Below are 18,263 nucleotides of genomic sequence, written 5' to 3'. Positions count from 1 at the left end.
AGATACAGCAAGCGATTGCGCGCATTGCGCCCGACCATGATTCATGGGGAGAGTCTTTATGCCATCCTTAAGACCGTTATGGAACCTGGCCTTCCGGCCCTTCTTTCTTTTGGCCGGTGCGGCCGCTTCAATATTGATTCTGCTCTGGTTGGCCGTCTGGACCGGCACCATCCCTGCGCCCCGGTATTTCGCAACGCCGGTCCTCTGGCACGCGCATGAAATGCTCTTTGCCTTCGCCTCGCTGGTCGTCGTCGGCTTTCTGATGACCGCAACACAGAACTGGACGGGCAAACGCGGCGTTCATGGCTGGCGTCTTCAGCTCCTCGCTGCAGTCTGGCTGCTGGCGCGTATCATGCCCTGGTATGTGACGCCTCCATCTTACGCCTATGCGGCCGTGGACCTCGCCTTTCTCGTTCTCGCAGTGAGCTTTCTCACGCCTTATTTGCTGCAGTCCAGTCAGCGGCGTAACGTGGGACTGCTCGCAGTCCTGGCCGTGCTGGCTCTGGCGAATGCGCTGGTTCATGTGGAAGCGGCCGGACTTGCTCCGGGTATGGCCGCTCGGGGGCAGGCTTTGGCCATGGGTATGATCGCGGTGGTGATCACTGTCATTGGCGGACGCATTATTCCCCTCTTTACGCGAAACGCAGAAAAAACGGCGAATGTCCGCTCGTGGGCACCCCTGGATAAAGTGGCCATCGCTCTGACGCTCGCCTACGCCCTGAGTGATATGCTCATACCGGGCCGCCCGTTTTTTGGGCTTATCGCGCTGCTCGCTGCTGCAGCCCACGCAGTCCGCTGGTACTTATGGGATCCGTGGGCCACACGGCATCAGCCCATACTTTGGATCATGCTGAGCGGCTACTTCTGGTTGATCATCGGACTTTTGCTCAGAGGATTCGGAGTGTGGCTCCCGATTCCGGCGAGCCTCGGCATTCATGCGATCACAGTCGGCGCCATCGGCATTCTCATTTATGGAATCATGCCGCGCGTTTCTTTGGGTCATACCGGGCGTCCCATCAAACCCCAGCGGGCTTTGGTTGCCGGTTTCGTTTTGATCAACGGAGCCGTGATAGTTCGCGTTGCCATTGCAGGACTTGCGGCCCAACATTATGCCGATGCGGTGATCGTCTCCGGTCTTCTTTGGGCGCTCGCCTTTGGAATTTTCTGCGTGCTTTTCGTCCCTATTTTAACGGCACCGCGCGTGGATGGACGTGCGGGTTGAAACTCGTTCCCGCAGGACGGGTCCGCCGGAGACAACCGGCGGTCCGCGATCTTAGAATCTGCCTGCGACCGGAATAAGGTCGATGGGCTTTGTGATCACGATCTTTTTCAGATCCTGACACTTGGATGTTCCATCGGCGGCTTTGCATTCGGTTCCACCCCAATCGCCCATACACCAGCCTTCATCATCATAGGTTCCGGTTTTACCGGCATTGGGTCCGCTCGTGACCTTGCAGCGGCCACCCACCGTTCCACTTGATCCACCGATCGCACGATGCAGCTCCGAAGCCTCCTGGTCGGCTCCTCCGCAGGCCTGAAGGATCAAGGTGAATGTGCTGGCGAGCATGATTTTCGTAAACATACGCATAGGCGTCTCCATGATTAAGGTTCACCCTTCCAACGCCCGACTTGAATTTTTTTTGCAATTTATTGATGGAAACCAGCTCGCGGATCAAGGCCGTCAGAATGCGGTGTCCTTCCCCGGCCTGGCCTTACGCAAATCCAGCTGATTTTCGTAGCAAATCCCGCAGCCAGGCAAGCGGACTGCGGCCGGACGGGCTTTGCTTACCCGGAATGGAACTTGCTTCCGTGCGAGTGGAACTAAAAAAAATTCAGGACATATTCCTATTCGGGGGTGAGCCTCATGAGTTTAATCCACGATCGCGCGTTGGCAGGATCAGGCAGGCTTCATGCATACTCGCAGACGGAAACTGGGGCTCGCATTCTCTGCCGGGCTTTGGTTGACAGTGGTGTTCATACTTTGTTTGGAATTCCTGGGACGCATAATATTGAATTCTATGATGCCCTCTCCGAAGACGAGGATCTGAATCCCATTCTTGTGACCGATGAACAATCGGCCGGTTTTATGGCAGATGGCCATTACCGATCATCAGGTCGCATGGCGGCCGTGAACCTTGTTCCCGGTGCTGGGCTGACCCATGCCCTGTCCGGGATTGCCGAGGCTTCGCTGGATCAGATTCCTATGCTGGTGATCCTCTGTGCGCCGCGGCATGATCTGCGTTTTGCTTATCAGCTTCACGATATAGATCAAAAGGCGATTCTGAAACCTGTCGCCAAAAAAGTTCTGGCGATCCAAACCCATCAGGAACTCTATAGCCTGACCCGTTATGCAGCGGCACTGGCTATGCAGGCGCCCATGGGTCCTGTCGGTATTGAGGTCCCGGCGGAACTCTTCTTCAAGACCGATCGTTATGATGCCTCGCACCCTTGGCCCGTTCTCCCCAAAAATCCGGCAGGCTTTGATGAACTGGACTATCAGACTCTCCTGCAGCGCGTGCGCGAGTCTAAAAATATAGGCCTTTACCTGGGGCTGGGAGCCAGCATGCCTTCGCACTGGCTGCAGAAGCTCGCCGAGCAACTGGATGCTCTGGTCTTCACCTCGATCTCGGCCAAGGGCCTTTTTCCGGAAACCAATCCGCGTTTTGTCTGGAATGGAATGGGCCGCGCTCTGCCACCGCCCTTCCAAAAACTTGAGGAGGAGCTGGACTGCATTCTGGCTATCGGCTGCCGTTTCAGCGAAGTGGCGACAGGAAGCTATGGCTTTGACTTCAGGGTTCCTTTGCTTCACGTCGACATTGATCCCGATGTGCTGCAGCGAAACTATGGAGCCCATGCAACCCTGCAGGCCGATGCGAAAAGTTTTGTGGTCAGACTGCTTCTGGATACGGAAGAGGACCAGGACCTTTCCACCGATCTGACGAGGCTCACGCGAGTCGCGACTGCTCACCAGCACAGTGCCGCGGAATTGTCCCGCGACTCCGAAAACTCGGGCGTGAATCCACACCGACTTTTTCAGAGCCTGCAGGAACACTTTGGTCTCGACACCATCTTCGTGACCGACAGCGGCAACGGCCTCTTTAAAGCCATGGAAGCCTTACGTTTGGAAGAACCGCGCTCTTTTCTTGCTCCTGTTGATTTTTCCTGCATGGGCTATGCGGTCCCTGCCGCGATCGGTGCGAAGCTCGCGAGCCCGGCACGGCCTGTGGTCGCGGCCATTGGGGATGGAGCGGTGCTGATGACCGGCATGGAGATGCTGACCGCCCATAATTATGGGCTCGGTATTCTTTTTGTGATTCTGAATGACGGCAAGCTCACGCAGATCGCGCAATTTCAAAAAGGGGCCTTGGGTCGTGAAGTGCTGACGCGCATTCCGAGCCTTGATTTTGCGGCTTTGGCCAAGGCTTTAAGCCTTCACTTCCTGGCCTGCGATGACCATGAAAACCTGGACGAAGTCCTGGCCAGCGCGGGGCGGCTTTGCGAGCAGGGGGAATCCGTCCTCCTTTCCGTGACGACCGACTCCAGCATCCCTTCGTTTTTCACCAGGGCCGTCTTGAAAACCAATGCGGCCCGATTGGAATGGGGCGATCGTTTCCGGATGGCAGGTCGCCTGATCAAACGCCGCGTTCTTCAATAGGAGATTCAACGTGCAAAGGGATTGCTTAATCATAGGCGCCGGCATCGCCGGACTCGTCACGGCCCTGGAACTCCTGAGCGAAGGAAAGACCGTGGCGATCCTCGATCGCATGCCGCTCTCGGCTCTGGGTGGACTGGCCCGCGAATCCTTCGGTGGCATCAACATCGTCAATTCACCTATTCAAAAGTTAAACGGCATTCATGATAGCCCCGATCTTGCCTATGACGATTGGTGTTCGTATGCGGACTTTGGCGAGGAGGATGCGCTGCCGCGGGCCTGGGCGCGTTTTTATACCGAGGGTTCCCGCACGCTGATCTATGACTGGCTGCGTTCCCATGGGGTTCAATTTTTTCCCGTGGTCCACTGGGTGGAGCGGGGGCTTTTCTCCCCGGGAAATTCCGTGCCGCGCTTTCACATGGTCTGGGGCACCGGCAAGGATCTCATGGAAAAAATCATAGGAGCCGTGCAGCAGCATCCCCAGCGCGAGCGTCTGACAATGCTGTTTGAGCACAAGGCGGAGGCTTTGCTCCTGGCCGGGGATCGGGTCATAGGCTGCAGCGGCCATACCACCGAAGGCGAGCCCTTTAGCCTTCATGCCAGCGCGGTGGTTATTGCCAGCGGTGGATTCACGGGCAATCTGGATCGTGTCCGCCAGCACTGGGGGCAGGATATGGGCCAGGTTCCTGCGGTATTGTTGAACGGTTCCCATGATGCAGCGGATGGCACGATGCACGATGCCGCAGAGAAAGCGGGAGCGCGCCTCACGCATCTCGATAAGCAATGGAACTACGCGGCCGGCGTCCATCATCCTCATCCGACTTATAAGGACCATGGACTCAGCCTGATTCCACCGCACTCCGCTTTGTGGCTGAATTTTCGCGGCGATCGCATCGGGCCTGTGCCGCTGATCACCTCGTTTGATACGCGGTTTCTGGTGTCCGCCATCTGTCATGAAGCACGGGCCTATTCATGGCAGGTGATGAACTGGAAAATTGCCGTTCGCGAACTCGCTGTGTCCGGGGCTGAATATAATGAGGACATTCGCGATAAAAAGTTCTTCAGCTTTCTCAAAACAGTCCTGACCGGAAACCAGCGCCTCGTCAGGCAGCTGACGCGGGACTGCGTGGACTTCGTCGTGGCCGATAGCTTGGACGAACTGGTTGCGAAGATGAATGCGCTCAATGGTGATGAGGCTGTGGAATGGGAAAGGGTGCAGAAGGAAATTCAGCATTATGACAGCATGATTGATCGAGGCCCGCATTATTTCAACGATGAGCAGCTGCGCCGCATCATGCAGCTGCGCAGTTACCGGGGCGATCGGGTGCGAACCTGCCGCTATCAGAAAATCCTGGATCCCCATGCCGGCCCCCTGATCGCCATTCGGGAGTTCATCCTGTCCCGCAAGTCGCTCGGCGGTATTCAAACCAATCTGCAATCCCAGGCCATGGCCGCGGATGGAACCGTGATGGAGGGCCTTTATGCTGTCGGGGAAGCGGCCGGTTTCGGAGGCGGCGGCATCCATGGCAAGCGGGCGCTGGAAGGAAGCTTTCTCGGCAGTTGCATCCTGACCGCACGCGCGGCGGCGCTTCATATCGCAAAAGGACGTTCCCTCGCTTATGAGTGGAATCAGGATTGAGAATTTTTACTCATGGATGGCGCCCGCCCCTTTGAACCAGCTTGCAGCCCGGCTTTCAGGTTCCCTTCGCTATCAAAACTGGCTATACTCCGCAGCCTATGCTCAGCGATGGGGACCTTATGCCGCGACGCCTGCTTATCGGATTTTGGGCTGTTCTTGTTCTTGGCCTTGGCTGTCAAAAATTTAAGGATCGCTTCGATTCCGTCGGTTCACTCTGCGGAGTGGATCCTTCCGAGATGGGAAACGAGGAACGTTTCGTCAAATTGGAAAGTCCTGATGGCCAGGAGCTGTCCGCAGAAACTCTGCTCACGACCCGCAGCCGTTTTTTGCTTCCTTCACGGGGCAGCGAAAATCTTGCGATCAGTTCGCGCGGCTGTGTGCGCATACCGGCCTCTGCCGGTGTCCTTCAGGCTTTCAGCAGCGCCCGCGGCTGGAGCATTTCCGAATCCATGGACCTCCGCAGCGACCGAAATCTTATCAGTCTGCCTCTTCAGGCGTCACCCAAGGTCAGCGCCGAGCTTCAGTGTCCGACCCAGGGATTTTTCGCTCATGATGAACTGCCCTTTCCCTTGCGCTGGGCCAGTGATGGCGCGCTGCAGTCCGCTCGTTTCGAAATAACCGCTGTGAATGAGCAGCAGCAAAAAACCATCATGCTCTTTGAAAAACCTTACGGCGTGCATCTCACGGGTCTGCCTGCGAATATCTCAACCCGCGATCTGCCGGAAGGTCAGTATCTTTTGCGTTTGAACTTTCAATTGAGCACCGAGGGCTGGGATGTGCCTGGCCCTGTTCCGACCCGCACGGAATCCTGTCCCCTCACCATTCTGCACAGGCGCCCTGAAGTCGGCGGACTGGATGCTTACAGTCTGGATAATCGCGTCGCGGTGTTTTCCAAAGGCAGCATTCTTCCCTGGAAAACGCCATCCCCCGATGCCGATCTTCTTTACTGCCGCGAGCCCCGCGCCAAGGATCTGGATGATGGGAATTTGCCTCCCGCTTCCGATGGCTGCCAGCCGCAGAATCGCTGCCAGGATCTGAAGAATTTCGAGCGGAGTGGGGCCATCGTCGCCAGCGATCTGGGCGTCTTTGATTATTACGCCTATGCCGAAGACAAGGCCGGCAATCGCTCCGCGCTCAGCTGCCAGACTCTGGTGGTGACCGAAGACAAGCCGCAGCTCGAACTTCTTTGGTCTGAAGCGGATTGGAATAAACCCGCGGCCCAGATGCTGGTCCCAAGTGCCCAGGTGGAGCTTCGGATTCGCGGGCAGCATCCTCAGCTGGAGGACGCTTCGCTGGCAGCCCGTTATCAATGCAAGGTTGATTTCGTGCGCGAGGATCAATCCATTCTTTCCGGTCGGTCTGTCCTCTGCACCAGCGGACGCTGCCGGAATCAGTCCATGGAAAAATACGTGCCCTGTGATGCCGATCTGCAGCTGTCGCTGGTCGACCTTTGGTCCAGCATGAACGATGCCGGCGGACTGCTGCGAGTCTTTGTCCTTGCCGATGACAGGGCCGGGCATATCGAAGAAAAGATGGCCACCATCGGCATCCACCCCAAGCGTTGGAAACCGATTCGCTGGAGCGACAGCCCGAAGCTGGAAGACATGTCCATGCAGCTGCTTCAGGATAAGAAAGGCCGCATATTTTCGGTGGGTTTTCGCAGCGTTTCTCTGCGCGATGAAACCAACAGGCGCTGGGTGCTATGGCCATCGCCCTCGGAAACGGATAACGGGAACATCACCACAGCCTGGTTCGCGCAGGATAACGCCCTGCATGTGCAGTGGGAAAGTCTGCGCCAGAATCCGTCGCGATACGTGCGTACCATCTACCGTTGGGATGGAACCGGCTGGCAGGCGCTTCCCTCTTTGGATCCCGAGAATCTTTCAAAATGTGAAGGGCCGCAGGCTTTTCATCGCGGCGGTTTTTACTGCAAAACAACCGAAGGCCTTGCTCTTTACGAAGGCGGCAGCTGGACTTTGACCCCCTATCCCGATGCCACCTGCATGAATCTGCGGCAGAACCTTGTGCGCGACGCGGCCCATAGACTTTGGCTGCAGTGCGGCAGCTCACTCTATCAAAAAAATCCTGATCAATCAGCGTGGACAGCCGTCAGCGACCCTCTGCCTCTGGTCAAGATCGCTGCCGACAATGAAGGCCGCATCTGGACTCTTCGCGGCACAGGGCGCGACGCCATGGATCTCACGATGACCACGGCCACGGAAAGCATCAAGCTGCCGCGTCCCCCATCTTTTAGCTCGATGGATCTCATGCCCGAGGACTTTGTCATCGGGCCGGCTTCGGAAGTCATTCTGGGTGATGCTTACTGGGATGCGAACAGAAACAGCTGGCAGGTCTTTCCCTATCTCGCCCAAAGGGATCCAGGCCTGCGGGTCAACGCTCTTTTCGTCGGCAAGGGCGATCTGATCTGGATCGCGGAAAAAGGCCTTCTGAATTGGGACGGAGAGCGTCTTCGCTACTGGGACATGGGCATTTACGGCCTTCAGGTCGTGCGTCCGCTAATCCAGGCCGCGATCGGCCAGGATTCAACGCCCTGGCTTCTGGCCAGCCCTGGAAGTTCCAACACCTTTCCCTTTCAGTTTCAGCTCCGGCCCTGGGCTTATTTTCCAAAGCCCAAAAACGCCCCGAACACTCGCGTCAGCGGACCCTGGGTGAACGCTGCAGGTGTCCCGAGCATCTATCTGCAAAATGAAGGTCTTTACACGCTGGAATCCGCTGGCTGGACGCGCTCGCTGCGCAGTCCCGGACTTCGGTCCGAAATGCCGGTGGATGACTCCATTTTCGAGCCAATCCTTCTGAGCACGCAGGGTATTTTCAGGCTGGCTCCCGATAACAACTGGGCCGCCCTCGTTCGCTTTCCCAATGATCATAATTATTGGGGCGGAACCCGTGACAGTCAGGGCCGTTACTGGGTTTATGAAGATGGAAGCACGGACCTGGGCGTGATCGATGGCTTCACGTTTTACAAAGTTCCTCTGGGGGCGGATGCCGGCACGGATGTGAAAGGCATATTCGCCTCGGCTCAAAGCCTTGTTGTAGCGACGGACAAAGGACTCTTCACCCGTGCGGAAGGGCAAACGGATTGGACCAAATCCAGCTGGCAGGACTGGGGCCTTCAATCTGTGGACCGGGTTCGTCAGATTGATGATAAAACCCTTTTCGTATCGGTGTCCGAACTCGGCACGATCACCGAACTTTGGCTGCTGGACCTGGAAAGCGGCACCAAAAAACCCTTCGCCGTGCCCGAGAATGCCAGCTTCCTGGGCAACATCGGCCGCACGGCCCAGGGTGATTTTGTGGTCCATATCCTCTTCGATGTCTACCGCACGGACGGCACGACCTACACGAAAATTTTCAGCCGGGCTGATCTTTACAGCCTGCCTGAAGAGCCCAGTGGTACATACTTGCAGATTCAAGACCTGCAGGTCGATGCTCAGAATCGCGTATGGTTTAATATCGGTATCGGAATCGTGCGAATTGATTTGCCTTGATTCCAGAAAGGCCGCTTCATAAAAATTGAAGCGGCGCAATTTTCCCGCAAGCTATTTTCATGGATCGCGTCTTCTCTTGGGACTTCCCTTACCATGAGAGGACAAACATGCGTGTTTTAACCTGCTTGATGCTTTTGATTCTTGGCGGCTGCGGCCTGTCATCGCCTCCTTCCACCTCTTCCCGTTCCTCCGGTTACTTCGATAGCTATGATTCCAAGTGGCTCCAAAAAGATCTGACGGTCTGCTGGGAAGATGACAGCAGTTCCAACCGTGATCTGCGCACCTATCAGGATATGGTCCGTGATGTGGTGAGCTCCCAGTATCAAAGGGTGGGATTCACCTTCAGCGGCTGGACGCCCTGCAGCAAGGTCAGCCGGGCCAACATTCGGATCTGGGTTTATGCCTACACATGGCCCAAGGTGAATGCGTTCGGCCGGAATCTGGATAATCTTTCGCGCGGTCTTGAGCTGACCTTTGATTTCCTCGCGGCCGGCAATGGATGGGGGGCGCTGTGTCAACGCGAGGACAACGTGGGCAACTGCGTTCGCAACTACGCGCTGCATGAGTTCGGTCACGCGCTCGGATTGAAGCATGAAGCCGATCGGCAGGACGCGAGCTGTGAGCAGAAAACCAACTCACCCGGCATCAATATCGGTGGCTACGATGCGCTCTCGATTATGAATTATTGCAACAATGAAGCCGAAGTCCGGGCCAATCATTATCCTGCTCTTTCCTATAACGATGTGGCGACTCTGCTCGAAGTCTATCACAGCGGCGACACGCGCAGCACCTACACGGCCATCGCCTGGTCAAGGAGTTCAGGAGCCTATGGCACCAGCTGGCATTGGACGAATCAAGAAGCAGCGTTGAATACGGCGCTCGGCAACTGCGAGCAGTATGGACAAAGGCCCGGCGACTGCCAGGTGATGGCCTGGGCTCAGAATGCCTGCGCGGCCTTTGCTGTGGGCCAGAAAAAAGGCTACGGCTGGGCCTGGAATACCGATCGCGGTGCCGCCGAGGCCTCGGCCATGAGCAGCTGTCAGCAGTATGACAGCGGCTGTCAGGTCCTGGCCGCGACCTGCTCCTTGGATTAATTCCGGATCAGCTGCTGCTGATAGTGGTAGCTGACCAGTTCTTCAAAAGCTTTATTATAATCCTGCCGGGCCGCCATCTTCCTAAGGTTCACGAGCGTCTTGCGCGGAATGTCCCGCGACGCGATGCGCGTGATCCAGGCCGGGATCACACCACCTGGGTTGGTGGTTACTGAAAAATCAACCCAGGTCTTCTTCCCCTCGGCATCCTCGGGGGTCATCACGATCATGGATTCCATCACGGGCATCCGTACCTTGCCGGGCAGCGCGGGCTTCTGCGGATGCTGAATGCTGCGCATCGCGATCGTGACATTCTTCGGCAGCTTCCGCCCCTCTTCCTTTTCATAGGTGATCTGGGCCTTCAGCACATAATCGCGCGGGGTCAGGGGCCAGGGCACCGAGGTGACGCCGTAAAAGATCTGATAGTACGAAGACGCATCGGCCGCGCGATCGGTCTCTTTAAAATTCCGCTCGACGAGTTCCCCTTCCACACAGTTGTAAACCCAATCCGGCATCTTATGCGGATCGGACATCAGCGCGATCAGGTTGGGAATGCTGGCCTCGACCAGACCTACGCCCCGGAAGGTGAAGATCTTATCCTGCGCTTTGAGGCTCCGGTAAACGGTGACATCTTCCGCGGTGTTGAGCACCTCCCAGTTGCGGTCAACAACCGGCGCTTCGGCGTAAGCTTGCGGTGAAAAAGCAAAACGACAGAGTACGAGAGTGAGCAAAAGTCGAAAAGGTCGCAAGTGTGTGTCCCCCAGTGTCAGTACGGCTGTCACAGCCTTTTTATGGAAATGGTCCCTGACTTTAGCACAGTCCCCTCAGGTGATTCCAAGCCTGAGTTTTCTGAAACTTGCGCTGTCAAAGGGCCGGCGTTTGCTTTCCGTTGGAGTTTCAACCCAAGTCATGAAAGAATAGAGCCTTAGCCGATGCTTCCGCGCGGGAAACCTCCCATAATACGGGTTTTTGCAGGCATGACCAAAAATCAACGTTTCCAAAAAATTTATACAAATAATTTCAAGGTCACGCGTCATGTCTTAAAGAAGTTCCCTCTGAGTGATAAGGACATCGAGGATCTTCAGCATGATGTGTTCATGAATTTCTTCAGGCACATGGATCAGATTCCCGAGAATCATGAAAAGGCCTTTCTGATCGTGGCCGCTCGGAATGCCGGAATTGATTTCATTCGCAAAAAAAATCGGCAGAAGACGGATCTGGATACCTTCGAGGTTCACGAGCCGACAGGCACCATGTGGGAATCCGATCCCGAACGGGAGATTCAGCTGCAGGTCGTCGGGCATCTGCTCGATGAACTGGCCAAGGAACCCGGAGGGGAATCCTTCTGCCTTTATTATCGCGAGGGTTTGACTCTGAAGGAAATCGCCGAACGGCTTCAGGAACCCCAGGGCACCATAGCCGCGCGCGTGGCGCGGATGCGGGAAAAATTCAGGCAACGCCTGCAGCGGAAGCTGGAACCCCATGTTTGAGGCAAAAAACCCGTGACTGATCACAAAAAACCCGAAGACCTTCCCAAGGATTTAATAAGCGATGCGGAATTTGTCGCGTTGCTGGAAGCGGAAATGCGGGACGCGGAAACCGACGCGCCCACGGACGAGATCGCGCAGAAGCGCCTTTGGCAACGGCTGGAAGCGAGCACAGGAGCGGAGGCACGCAAGGCGGGACGCAAGCTCTGGCCTTGGGCTGTCGCCGCGGCGCTCGCGCTTGGACTTCTTCTGCCGTTCCTTCAGGAAAAAGACGCGGATCAATTCAAAAGCGGACAGCAAGGCGCCCCCAAGGCGGGGGTCGAGCTTTCCCTGACCATGGATAAGGACGACTATATCATCAGCTATAAGGGCTCGGACGCGGAATTTCTGGCCCTTGTGGACAGCAAGGAACCCCATGATGTCCTTTGGCTCCGCAATGGACCCAGCGGCAGCTGGACGATCCCGAAAAGCGAGGTCAATACCAGCCGAGCCTGCGCAATAGGAGGCGAAGACATCACAGATATCACCAAAAAACTAAATATTATCAGGGAATTAAAGCAATTACCCACAGACGTCCCCTGTCTGACCTTCCCGGACCCTTCTGAGTAAGGTCGATCTTCCAATTTAGTCTGGACCTTGCCGCGCATGGTGTTTATAAGGAGGCTGCATAAACCTCTATGAGATGAACATGCGCCCCACCCTGTTCAAAGCCCTGATTCTCATCCTCTTGCTCGCAAAGCACGAGCCGCTGCACGCAGCCCGCCAGCTTTATCTTGCGATCGGCATTGATCAGTACAAAGACTCCTACTGGGGCCAGCTGAAGTATGCAGGCAAGGACGCGCAGGACTTTGCCAGGGCGCTGGATTCCACCTTTGATGGTGGTGTGGTTTTGAGTTCCCGGACTCAGAAGGACCTTTGGGTCACGCGTGATGATGTGATGAAGGCCCTGACGCAACTGGACAAGGAAAACTTCTCCGAAGACGACACCGTTTTGATTTATGTCTCGGCGCATGGGACTATCGGCAAGAATATTCAGGACGGTCGCACGACTCTGGAAAAAGTGATCGTGACCGCGGACACCGACTCTGAAGCGCCGGCTCTCTCGGGCGTCACGCACACCCAGCTCTTCGAGACCTTCCAGAAACTAAAATCCCGCCGCAAGGTTCTGATCCTGGACACCTGCTACTCGGGCAGCGGCAAGTCCAAACTCAACCAGAAAATTCTCGACCTTCTCGCCCGACAAAAAGGGGCGATCGAGGACGCGAACCTGGGGAACGCGGTGGAAGGTTCCATCATCCTGGCCGCCAGCGCCTGGGGCGAGGAAGCGATCGAGTCCGCGCGGCATCAGGCTAGCCTTTACACTCATTATCTGATCGAAGGCTTTCAGTACGATATGAATCAGGATGGAGCCATCTCCATTACCGAAGCGCACAATCATGCGAGCCGCAGGGTCATCGAAGAAAGCGAGGGTCGTCAGCATCCCACAGCCCGCATCGAGATCGTGGGCAGCGACCCCGTGATCGTGCGCGGGGAAAAAAAGAAGGGCAATCCCCTGCTTTTTGCTTACGAGCAGATGATGCGTAAACTGAAAGTGGAATTGAACGGAAAGGAACTGGCCGATCTGAAAAAGGGCGGCGCTTCGATTCCCGCCGGTTCCTATCGTCTTTCGATCCGGGATCAGAAGGATAAGCTGCTGATGGTCAAGGACATCACGCTGGAAGAGGGCCGCGAATATTCCCTCGCGCGCTTTCTTGAATATAAACCCGAGCAGGCCGTTCGCATCGGTCCCGCTCAGCTCTGGCTGCTGCAGGCGGATCTTCGCGACAAACTGGGCCCGGACCCTCTGCCCGGACTTCAGCTCAGCTGGTGGCATGATCAGGTGCTGGGGCCGTGGCACGGTGAGCTGACTCTTTTCCGTGCGCAGAAAAAAGATCAGGTCGATTCCGAAGGCCTTCCCGTCCCGCAAAATCTAAGCTGGACGGAAGTGACCGCCCATCTTGCCCAGACCTGGACCGGAGCGGATTTCCGCCGGTCTGGAAGCAAACGCGATCCGGATTGGTACCTTAGCGCCGGGGCCGGCCTCGGCCTTCTTTATCTGGAGCGTCAGCTGGACGACGCCGCGTCCCTGCAAAAAAATCAGACCCTCACGCGTCCTCTTTTTGGCTTCAGCGCCGAAGCAGGCTGGGATGATGTCGAGCGGAATCTGAGATTCGGACTCAGGCTGGATACCGAAGGGATGCCAGGACCGGACGACCCGGGCTATCCCCGCGTATGGCGTTGGACCAAAGTATCAACCCTGATCGCCTGGACGTTCCCATGATGAAATATCTCCTGTGCCTTCTGCCCTTTGTTCTGAGCTGTTCGGGTTCCCTTCAGGACCGCATCGATACGAATCGGCGTCTCTGCGGACCCAGCGTTCACGGCATGCCGGCCCCGCTTTTCAAAAAAAATGGGGAACGCTATACCGCAGACGATCGGAAGCAGCTGAGCCTTCGCACGCTGAATGGCCAAGAACGCGACGAGGGGCTGACGGCATACGCCTGCCTCGATGTCCCCGAGGGTGATGAGTATGTGTTGGTCGATGGCAGGGAACGGAGCTTTCGTGTGGTTTCCGCCCGCCTGGCCTTGACCGAGGATCTGCGGCTCGTCACCTGGACAGCTCCGGGTTTTCAGTGGGACTGCCCAACTGAAGGCCGCCGCCTGCGTCGCGGCGCGAATATTCCGATGACCATCACCGATCTTTTCCAACTCAAAGGCCAGCGCCTCGCCGTGAGCATTCAGGCCCTGGACCGGGAATGGAGCCGCACCGATACCCTGGTCGAGCCTGCTCGTGGACTGACGCCGCAATCCACTTACACAGCCGAATGGGAAAACGGGGAATACCTGGTCACCCCGGTGCTGACGAATCCTTTCGGCGAAAAAAATCCGCTCGCACCCGGCTGCCGGATGTCGATGTTCACGGGCACGCCTCGTTTGGATGTAAGTCTTGACAGTGAGGGACTCATCTCGATGAATGGTGATGAGAGCCTGCCCGTTCAGGTCGACGTCGGCGTGAATGCCAGCTACTGCCTCGCGGCCCAGGACCGCGACTGTCAGAAACCTGAAGACTTTCGTCCGTTGAAGGACTGGCAGCTCCCTGCCACCGGCGGCCGTTTCCGCCTTTATCTTGTGGCGGAAGACGCCTACGGCAATCGACTGGAACGCGCGCCGCTGCCTTTGGTTTTGGATCGCAGTCCACCCGAGATCACGATCCGCTGGACGCGGAAACAAAGAAACCGTCTGGGCCATGTGGACCGTTTGCCCTTTGCTTATTATGAAGCCCGCGTGGAACTGAAAGATGATATCAGTTCCGCCGCGACCCTTGCGGGCAACCTGCAGTGCCGGGTGCGGATGCAGATGGATGCGGTGACCGTCATCGCCGGAAGTTTCGCCATCTGTGATAGCGCACGTTGCCAGGACCAGCGCTTCGAAGACTGGACGCCCTGCAGTCCCGATATCGCCTTTCGAATGGATGAGACGCTTTGGAAGAAATTCCCCGCGAGTCGGGAAATCATTCTGGAGGTGCGAACAGCTGACAAAGGTAAAAAGACAGCCACCGATTCAGCGATGGTGATGGTGGATCCAGACCTTTATCCGCAGTTCACAGCCGATCAGTGGAAGGGTCAGATGCTCACGGGCATCGAAGACATGACCATGACCAGCCCGGGCCAGTACTGGCTGATTCGCAAGACCGCAGATGATGACAGTCAACCCAGGGAAATCCTGAGTGGCAGCTTTGGCAAGTGGACTTCGATCGACTATCCTGCCGGCTGGGAGCCGATGAAGCTCCGTTATTCCGATGGCCGTTATTTTATGCTGTTTCAGCCGCTGCCGCAGCGCAATCGTCTGGCCCTATGGGAATGGCTTCCTGCCACCAATCGCTGGCTGCAGCCGACCGGAACGGAAGGCCTGGATATGACCGAAGCCGCAGCCATCGTCGATCGCCTGGATTCCGGGGCTCTCTGGATTGCGGGGCAAACGGCGGATGAGGCTCTGATTCGCATCGGTTCCGATGGTCAACGTCAAACCTTCGCCTGTCCGGTCTGGGGCAATGCGAGCGAAAGGGAAGAGCCGAAGATACTGGTTCAGTTCGATAGCCAGCTCACGCTGCTGTCGCAGGATCGTTACTATACCTTCGACATCAAAACGAAGCGCTGCGAGCTGACCGCCTTTCCCGAATATCAGGGTCCGGCCCTGGTGCTGCGCCGCCGCACGCTTTTTCGGGATCAGAAGGATCGCGTCTGGACCACGGGCAAAAATCAAATGGATGTGCTGGAAAACGGCGTCTGGCGTCATCTGGATATCGCGCATCAGCGTCTGCATCCCAAAGCGGGCCTGACAGCCGGGGCCTATCAGTTCGACGACGGCAGCTATGTGATTCTGCGCGCTGGCGATCTTACCTTCATCCCGGATATGGCTTCGCGAGAAACCATAGTCTTCAATAAGTTCAACAGCAAGATCATCAACGGTCCGGCTCCGAATAACTTCGGCGAAAATTATGAGGGCTGGGATCCGACAGTATTTTTTGATGAAGGCGACGCGCTTTTGAGTGTCAAAGGCGGAGTTCTGACCCGCACACTGATCAAGCCGAATCAGTTTTATATGCCAAGGCAATGGGGAGGCGGGACCACTCACCTTTTCCGCATGGAACAAGGCGTCCTGCATCTGGGCATGGTCTGGGCCGGACTCACCCGTCTGTCCGAAAAAGCTTTGGAGCGGCGTGATGAAACCAACGGACTGCCCTTCAATACCGTGACCTCAGTTCTCTTCGATCAAGGGCGTCTCACCAGCCTCATCGGTGTCTCGCAGTGGGAATCGTCCGATTGGATGCGGAAGGTGGATATCACGGAGACAGGCTATCAAAAGGATCTCGCCTTTGACGCCATGAAACTCCGGGGAGCCAATGCCCAGCTCCGGGCCGCCCAGCGTGATGCCAAGGGTCGGCTTTGGTTTTCCATGGTCGATACGGGTGACTTCACCAAACCCGGTGGCAATTTCTTCATTCAAGATCAAAAACCAGTGCGGGTTCAGCCCTGCCGACTGCAGGTGGATGATGCCGATGGCCTTGCCTGTGCCGAAGAATTCATTCCGCTTCCCAATGGAGATATGGTCTGGCGTGATAACCGCACGGTCGAGGATGGGACCTCGGCGCTTTACGATCTTTATGCCTGGAACGAGATCACTGGACTGCGAACTCTGACCGGCCCCGATCAGACCTTGCCGAAAATCTATGATGCGACCGGGCATGCTGGCGAACTCTGGGTCACTGGCGTGGACCAGGAGCAGCGGGGCGTGATCGGCGTTTATCGGAATAATAAGTGGGAAACCGAAATCCTGCCCGGCGACGGTGCGATTCACTGCGCGCGGCTCGGTTTCAATCGCAAGGGTGAACTCTACTGCCTTGGTCGTTATTTTGGAGTGCTGGTGAAGCGCGCGGACGGCTGGGACCTTTATCAAACTCCGAAGTGGAATTCAAAAGGGTCAGGTCTGACCTTCGAAACCAATACCTTTATCAACGGTTATCGCCGCTATGTGTACTTCGAGGATGGCTTGCTATGGGTAAGTCGTCGATCTGGGACTTTGGAGCTTTATGAAGTGGAACCAGCGCCCGGATGGGGTCGCTGGTGGCAGAAACTTCCCTGAAAAGCCTTACTTGGATTTTTCTTTCAGGTTGCAGGACCAGCTGCCTTTGTAGACGACCTTGTTATATTCAAGCTGCAGGCTGTTGAAAGAAAGCTGTGGATCGACGGCATTGATCTGACCGCAGATGTTGGGCACGAAGCCCTGGATCTTGTTCGCGCCGCTGACACAGTCACCAGCCATGTTCGACACCACGTTGCGGAACTCGCTCGTTTCGTTCGAGACGACAAAATCACTGGACTGCTTGAATTGCTTGCTGCCTTCGCGAGCGAAAGTCACGCGACGACCGAAGGGATCGCTATTATCAAAGACGAAACCATCGCAGGCCAGGACGTAATGTTTTTTGCGGGAACCATTCAGATCCGATTCATCACTCTGCTGACCGCAGGCCGTGATGAACAAAGCGGACAGCGCAGGGATGATGAGAGCGAAGTGTGTGCTTTTCATAAAATTCCAGCCTCTTGAAGATCAGTTTGCCAGGCGGACGGGCGGAGGCCCGATCCAGAGAGCCGCAAACTAGCTCCAGAGGCTTGTTCTGTCAACTTATTAAGTCATCGCGGCAGGTAAAGAATTCTTTGCCTGGACCTCGGGTTCAAGGCGTTGTGACCCTTTGCCGCGCAACTGGAAGGAAGTCCACCCGTTTCCGAAAGCCGCCATCGGCACTGCTGAGTATGGCATAAGCCGGCGATTCCATGGACTCCTTATACAAGACAAAAGCCTGCCGAACATGTCCGCCCGCTTTCACATCGACTGATTTTTCGGTCTTTTCCGGAAGTTGGACCGGATCCTTGAGACTCTGCGTCAACCAGAGTCCCGAAACCACCAGCATCTGCGCCACGAACCCTTCCAGCCGATCCCCACCGTTCAGCATCAATGGCAGATTCCTGGACGGAGTGCGGCGTTCAAGATCGCGTTTTAAAATAGCGAGTTCATCCGCATCGGGCTGTCGCCAGGCGTCCTTATCGGTCTGAATGTGTTCGATAGCCTGGAAGTTCAGCGTTTCTTCGCTGCGATTGGTCATGGTGCAGGTCAGGAGTATCCAGCTGGTCATACCCTGCAGATTTTCAGGCTGACAGGCGGCATCCCAGGATAGCGAGGGCTCTTGGGGATTGTGCGCAAGGGACGTGGTCACGCATGAGGTCAGGATCAAGGGAACCAAGATTGCGGCGATCGTTTTCACATGCACCTCCTCGGGGGACAATGGCC

General features: G+C 56.4%; 13 protein-coding genes. 9 read left to right on the top strand and 4 right to left on the bottom strand.

Translation table 11 applies throughout. The features are described from left to right. Window positions 1–58: 58 nt before the first annotated feature. Window positions 59–1,222: an NnrS family protein gene (locus tag VFO10_RS23070; protein ID WP_325144349.1), complete on the top strand. Its 1,164-nt coding sequence runs from the start codon at window positions 59–61 to the stop codon at window positions 1,220–1,222. A 51-nt stretch (window positions 1,223–1,273) separates the two neighbouring features. Here VFO10_RS23070 and VFO10_RS23065 read toward each other — a convergent pair whose 3' ends face one another. Beyond that, window positions 1,274–1,588 (bottom strand): hypothetical protein, encoded by a 315-nt coding sequence (locus tag VFO10_RS23065; protein ID WP_325144348.1) that lies wholly within the window; start codon window positions 1,586–1,588, stop codon window positions 1,274–1,276. A 276-nt stretch (window positions 1,589–1,864) separates the two neighbouring features. On the opposite strand from VFO10_RS23065, the gene VFO10_RS23060 reads away from it, so the two are divergent. From VFO10_RS23060 to VFO10_RS23045, 4 genes are all read left to right on the top strand, one after another. Further along, window positions 1,865–3,655, top strand: coding sequence for a thiamine pyrophosphate-binding protein (locus VFO10_RS23060; protein WP_325144347.1), 1,791 nt, complete (start codon window positions 1,865–1,867; stop codon window positions 3,653–3,655). A 10-nt stretch (window positions 3,656–3,665) separates the two neighbouring features. Further along, on the top strand, window positions 3,666–5,291 hold the full coding sequence (locus VFO10_RS23055) for an FAD-binding dehydrogenase (RefSeq protein ID WP_325144346.1): 1,626 nt from the start codon (window positions 3,666–3,668) through the stop codon (window positions 5,289–5,291). Window positions 5,292–5,410: 119 nt separating this feature from the next. Next, the gene (locus VFO10_RS23050; protein WP_325144345.1) at window positions 5,411–8,800 is read left to right on the top strand and encodes a hypothetical protein; all 3,390 of its coding nucleotides are present in this window, start codon (window positions 5,411–5,413) and stop codon (window positions 8,798–8,800) included. 107 nt (window positions 8,801–8,907) lie between these two features. Beyond that, complete coding sequence (locus VFO10_RS23045; protein WP_325144344.1) at window positions 8,908–9,894, top strand: DUF4189 domain-containing protein; 987 nt, start codon at window positions 8,908–8,910, stop codon at window positions 9,892–9,894. On the opposite strand, the gene VFO10_RS23040 is transcribed toward VFO10_RS23045, so the two are convergent. Beyond that, the gene (locus VFO10_RS23040) at window positions 9,891–10,640 is read right to left on the bottom strand and encodes an START domain-containing protein (protein ID WP_325144343.1); all 750 of its coding nucleotides are present in this window, start codon (window positions 10,638–10,640) and stop codon (window positions 9,891–9,893) included. The two genes, VFO10_RS23045 and VFO10_RS23040, sit on opposite strands and share 4 nt — an antisense overlap. Before the next feature lie 228 nt (window positions 10,641–10,868). Between VFO10_RS23040 and VFO10_RS23035 the strand changes: the two genes are divergently transcribed. From VFO10_RS23035 to VFO10_RS23020, 4 genes are all read left to right on the top strand, one after another. Then, a complete protein-coding gene (locus tag VFO10_RS23035) occupies window positions 10,869–11,381 on the top strand; it encodes a sigma-70 family RNA polymerase sigma factor (protein ID WP_325144342.1) in 513 nt (170 codons plus the stop codon). Between the two features lie 12 nt (window positions 11,382–11,393). Continuing rightward, on the top strand, window positions 11,394–11,987 hold the full coding sequence (locus VFO10_RS23030) for a hypothetical protein (protein WP_325144341.1): 594 nt from the start codon (window positions 11,394–11,396) through the stop codon (window positions 11,985–11,987). 79 nt (window positions 11,988–12,066) lie between these two features. After that, window positions 12,067–13,698: a caspase family protein gene (locus VFO10_RS23025; RefSeq protein ID WP_325144340.1), complete on the top strand. Its 1,632-nt coding sequence runs from the start codon at window positions 12,067–12,069 to the stop codon at window positions 13,696–13,698. Further along, window positions 13,695–17,060, top strand: coding sequence for a hypothetical protein (locus tag VFO10_RS23020; protein WP_325144339.1), 3,366 nt, complete (start codon window positions 13,695–13,697; stop codon window positions 17,058–17,060). Before VFO10_RS23025 ends, VFO10_RS23020 begins: the two co-directional genes overlap by 4 nt. Before the next feature lie 6 nt (window positions 17,061–17,066). On the opposite strand, the gene VFO10_RS23015 is transcribed toward VFO10_RS23020, so the two are convergent. Both VFO10_RS23015 and VFO10_RS23010 read right to left on the bottom strand, forming a co-directional pair. Next, entirely contained in the window at window positions 17,067–17,504 is a 438-nt protein-coding gene (locus tag VFO10_RS23015) for a hypothetical protein (RefSeq protein WP_325144338.1), read from the bottom strand. 145 nt (window positions 17,505–17,649) lie between these two features. Beyond that, entirely contained in the window at window positions 17,650–18,237 is a 588-nt protein-coding gene (locus tag VFO10_RS23010) for a hypothetical protein (RefSeq protein ID WP_325144337.1), read from the bottom strand. Window positions 18,238–18,263: the final 26 nt, after the last annotated feature.

This window comes from Oligoflexus sp. (assembly GCF_035712445.1).
Lineage (GTDB): Bacteria > Bdellovibrionota_B > Oligoflexia > Oligoflexales > Oligoflexaceae > Oligoflexus.
Note: the sequence above shows the minus strand (reverse complement) of the source record. Positions and strands in the feature narration are given on the sequence as shown.

Coding starts and splice junctions, on each gene's coding strand:
- VFO10_RS23060 (WP_325144347.1), top strand. CDS start 1,865: ATGAGTTTAATCCACGATCGCGCGTTGGCAGGATCAGGCAGGCTTCAT.
- VFO10_RS23045 (WP_325144344.1), top strand. CDS start 8,908: ATGCGTGTTTTAACCTGCTTGATGCTTTTGATTCTTGGCGGCTGCGGC.
- VFO10_RS23020 (WP_325144339.1), top strand. CDS start 13,695: ATGATGAAATATCTCCTGTGCCTTCTGCCCTTTGTTCTGAGCTGTTCG.
- VFO10_RS23025 (WP_325144340.1), top strand. CDS start 12,067: ATGCGCCCCACCCTGTTCAAAGCCCTGATTCTCATCCTCTTGCTCGCA.
- VFO10_RS23070 (WP_325144349.1), top strand. CDS start 59: ATGCCATCCTTAAGACCGTTATGGAACCTGGCCTTCCGGCCCTTCTTT.
- VFO10_RS23015 (WP_325144338.1), bottom strand. CDS start 17,504: ATGAAAAGCACACACTTCGCTCTCATCATCCCTGCGCTGTCCGCTTTG.
- VFO10_RS23050 (WP_325144345.1), top strand. CDS start 5,411: ATGCCGCGACGCCTGCTTATCGGATTTTGGGCTGTTCTTGTTCTTGGC.
- VFO10_RS23065 (WP_325144348.1), bottom strand. CDS start 1,588: ATGCGTATGTTTACGAAAATCATGCTCGCCAGCACATTCACCTTGATC.
- VFO10_RS23035 (WP_325144342.1), top strand. CDS start 10,869: ATGACCAAAAATCAACGTTTCCAAAAAATTTATACAAATAATTTCAAG.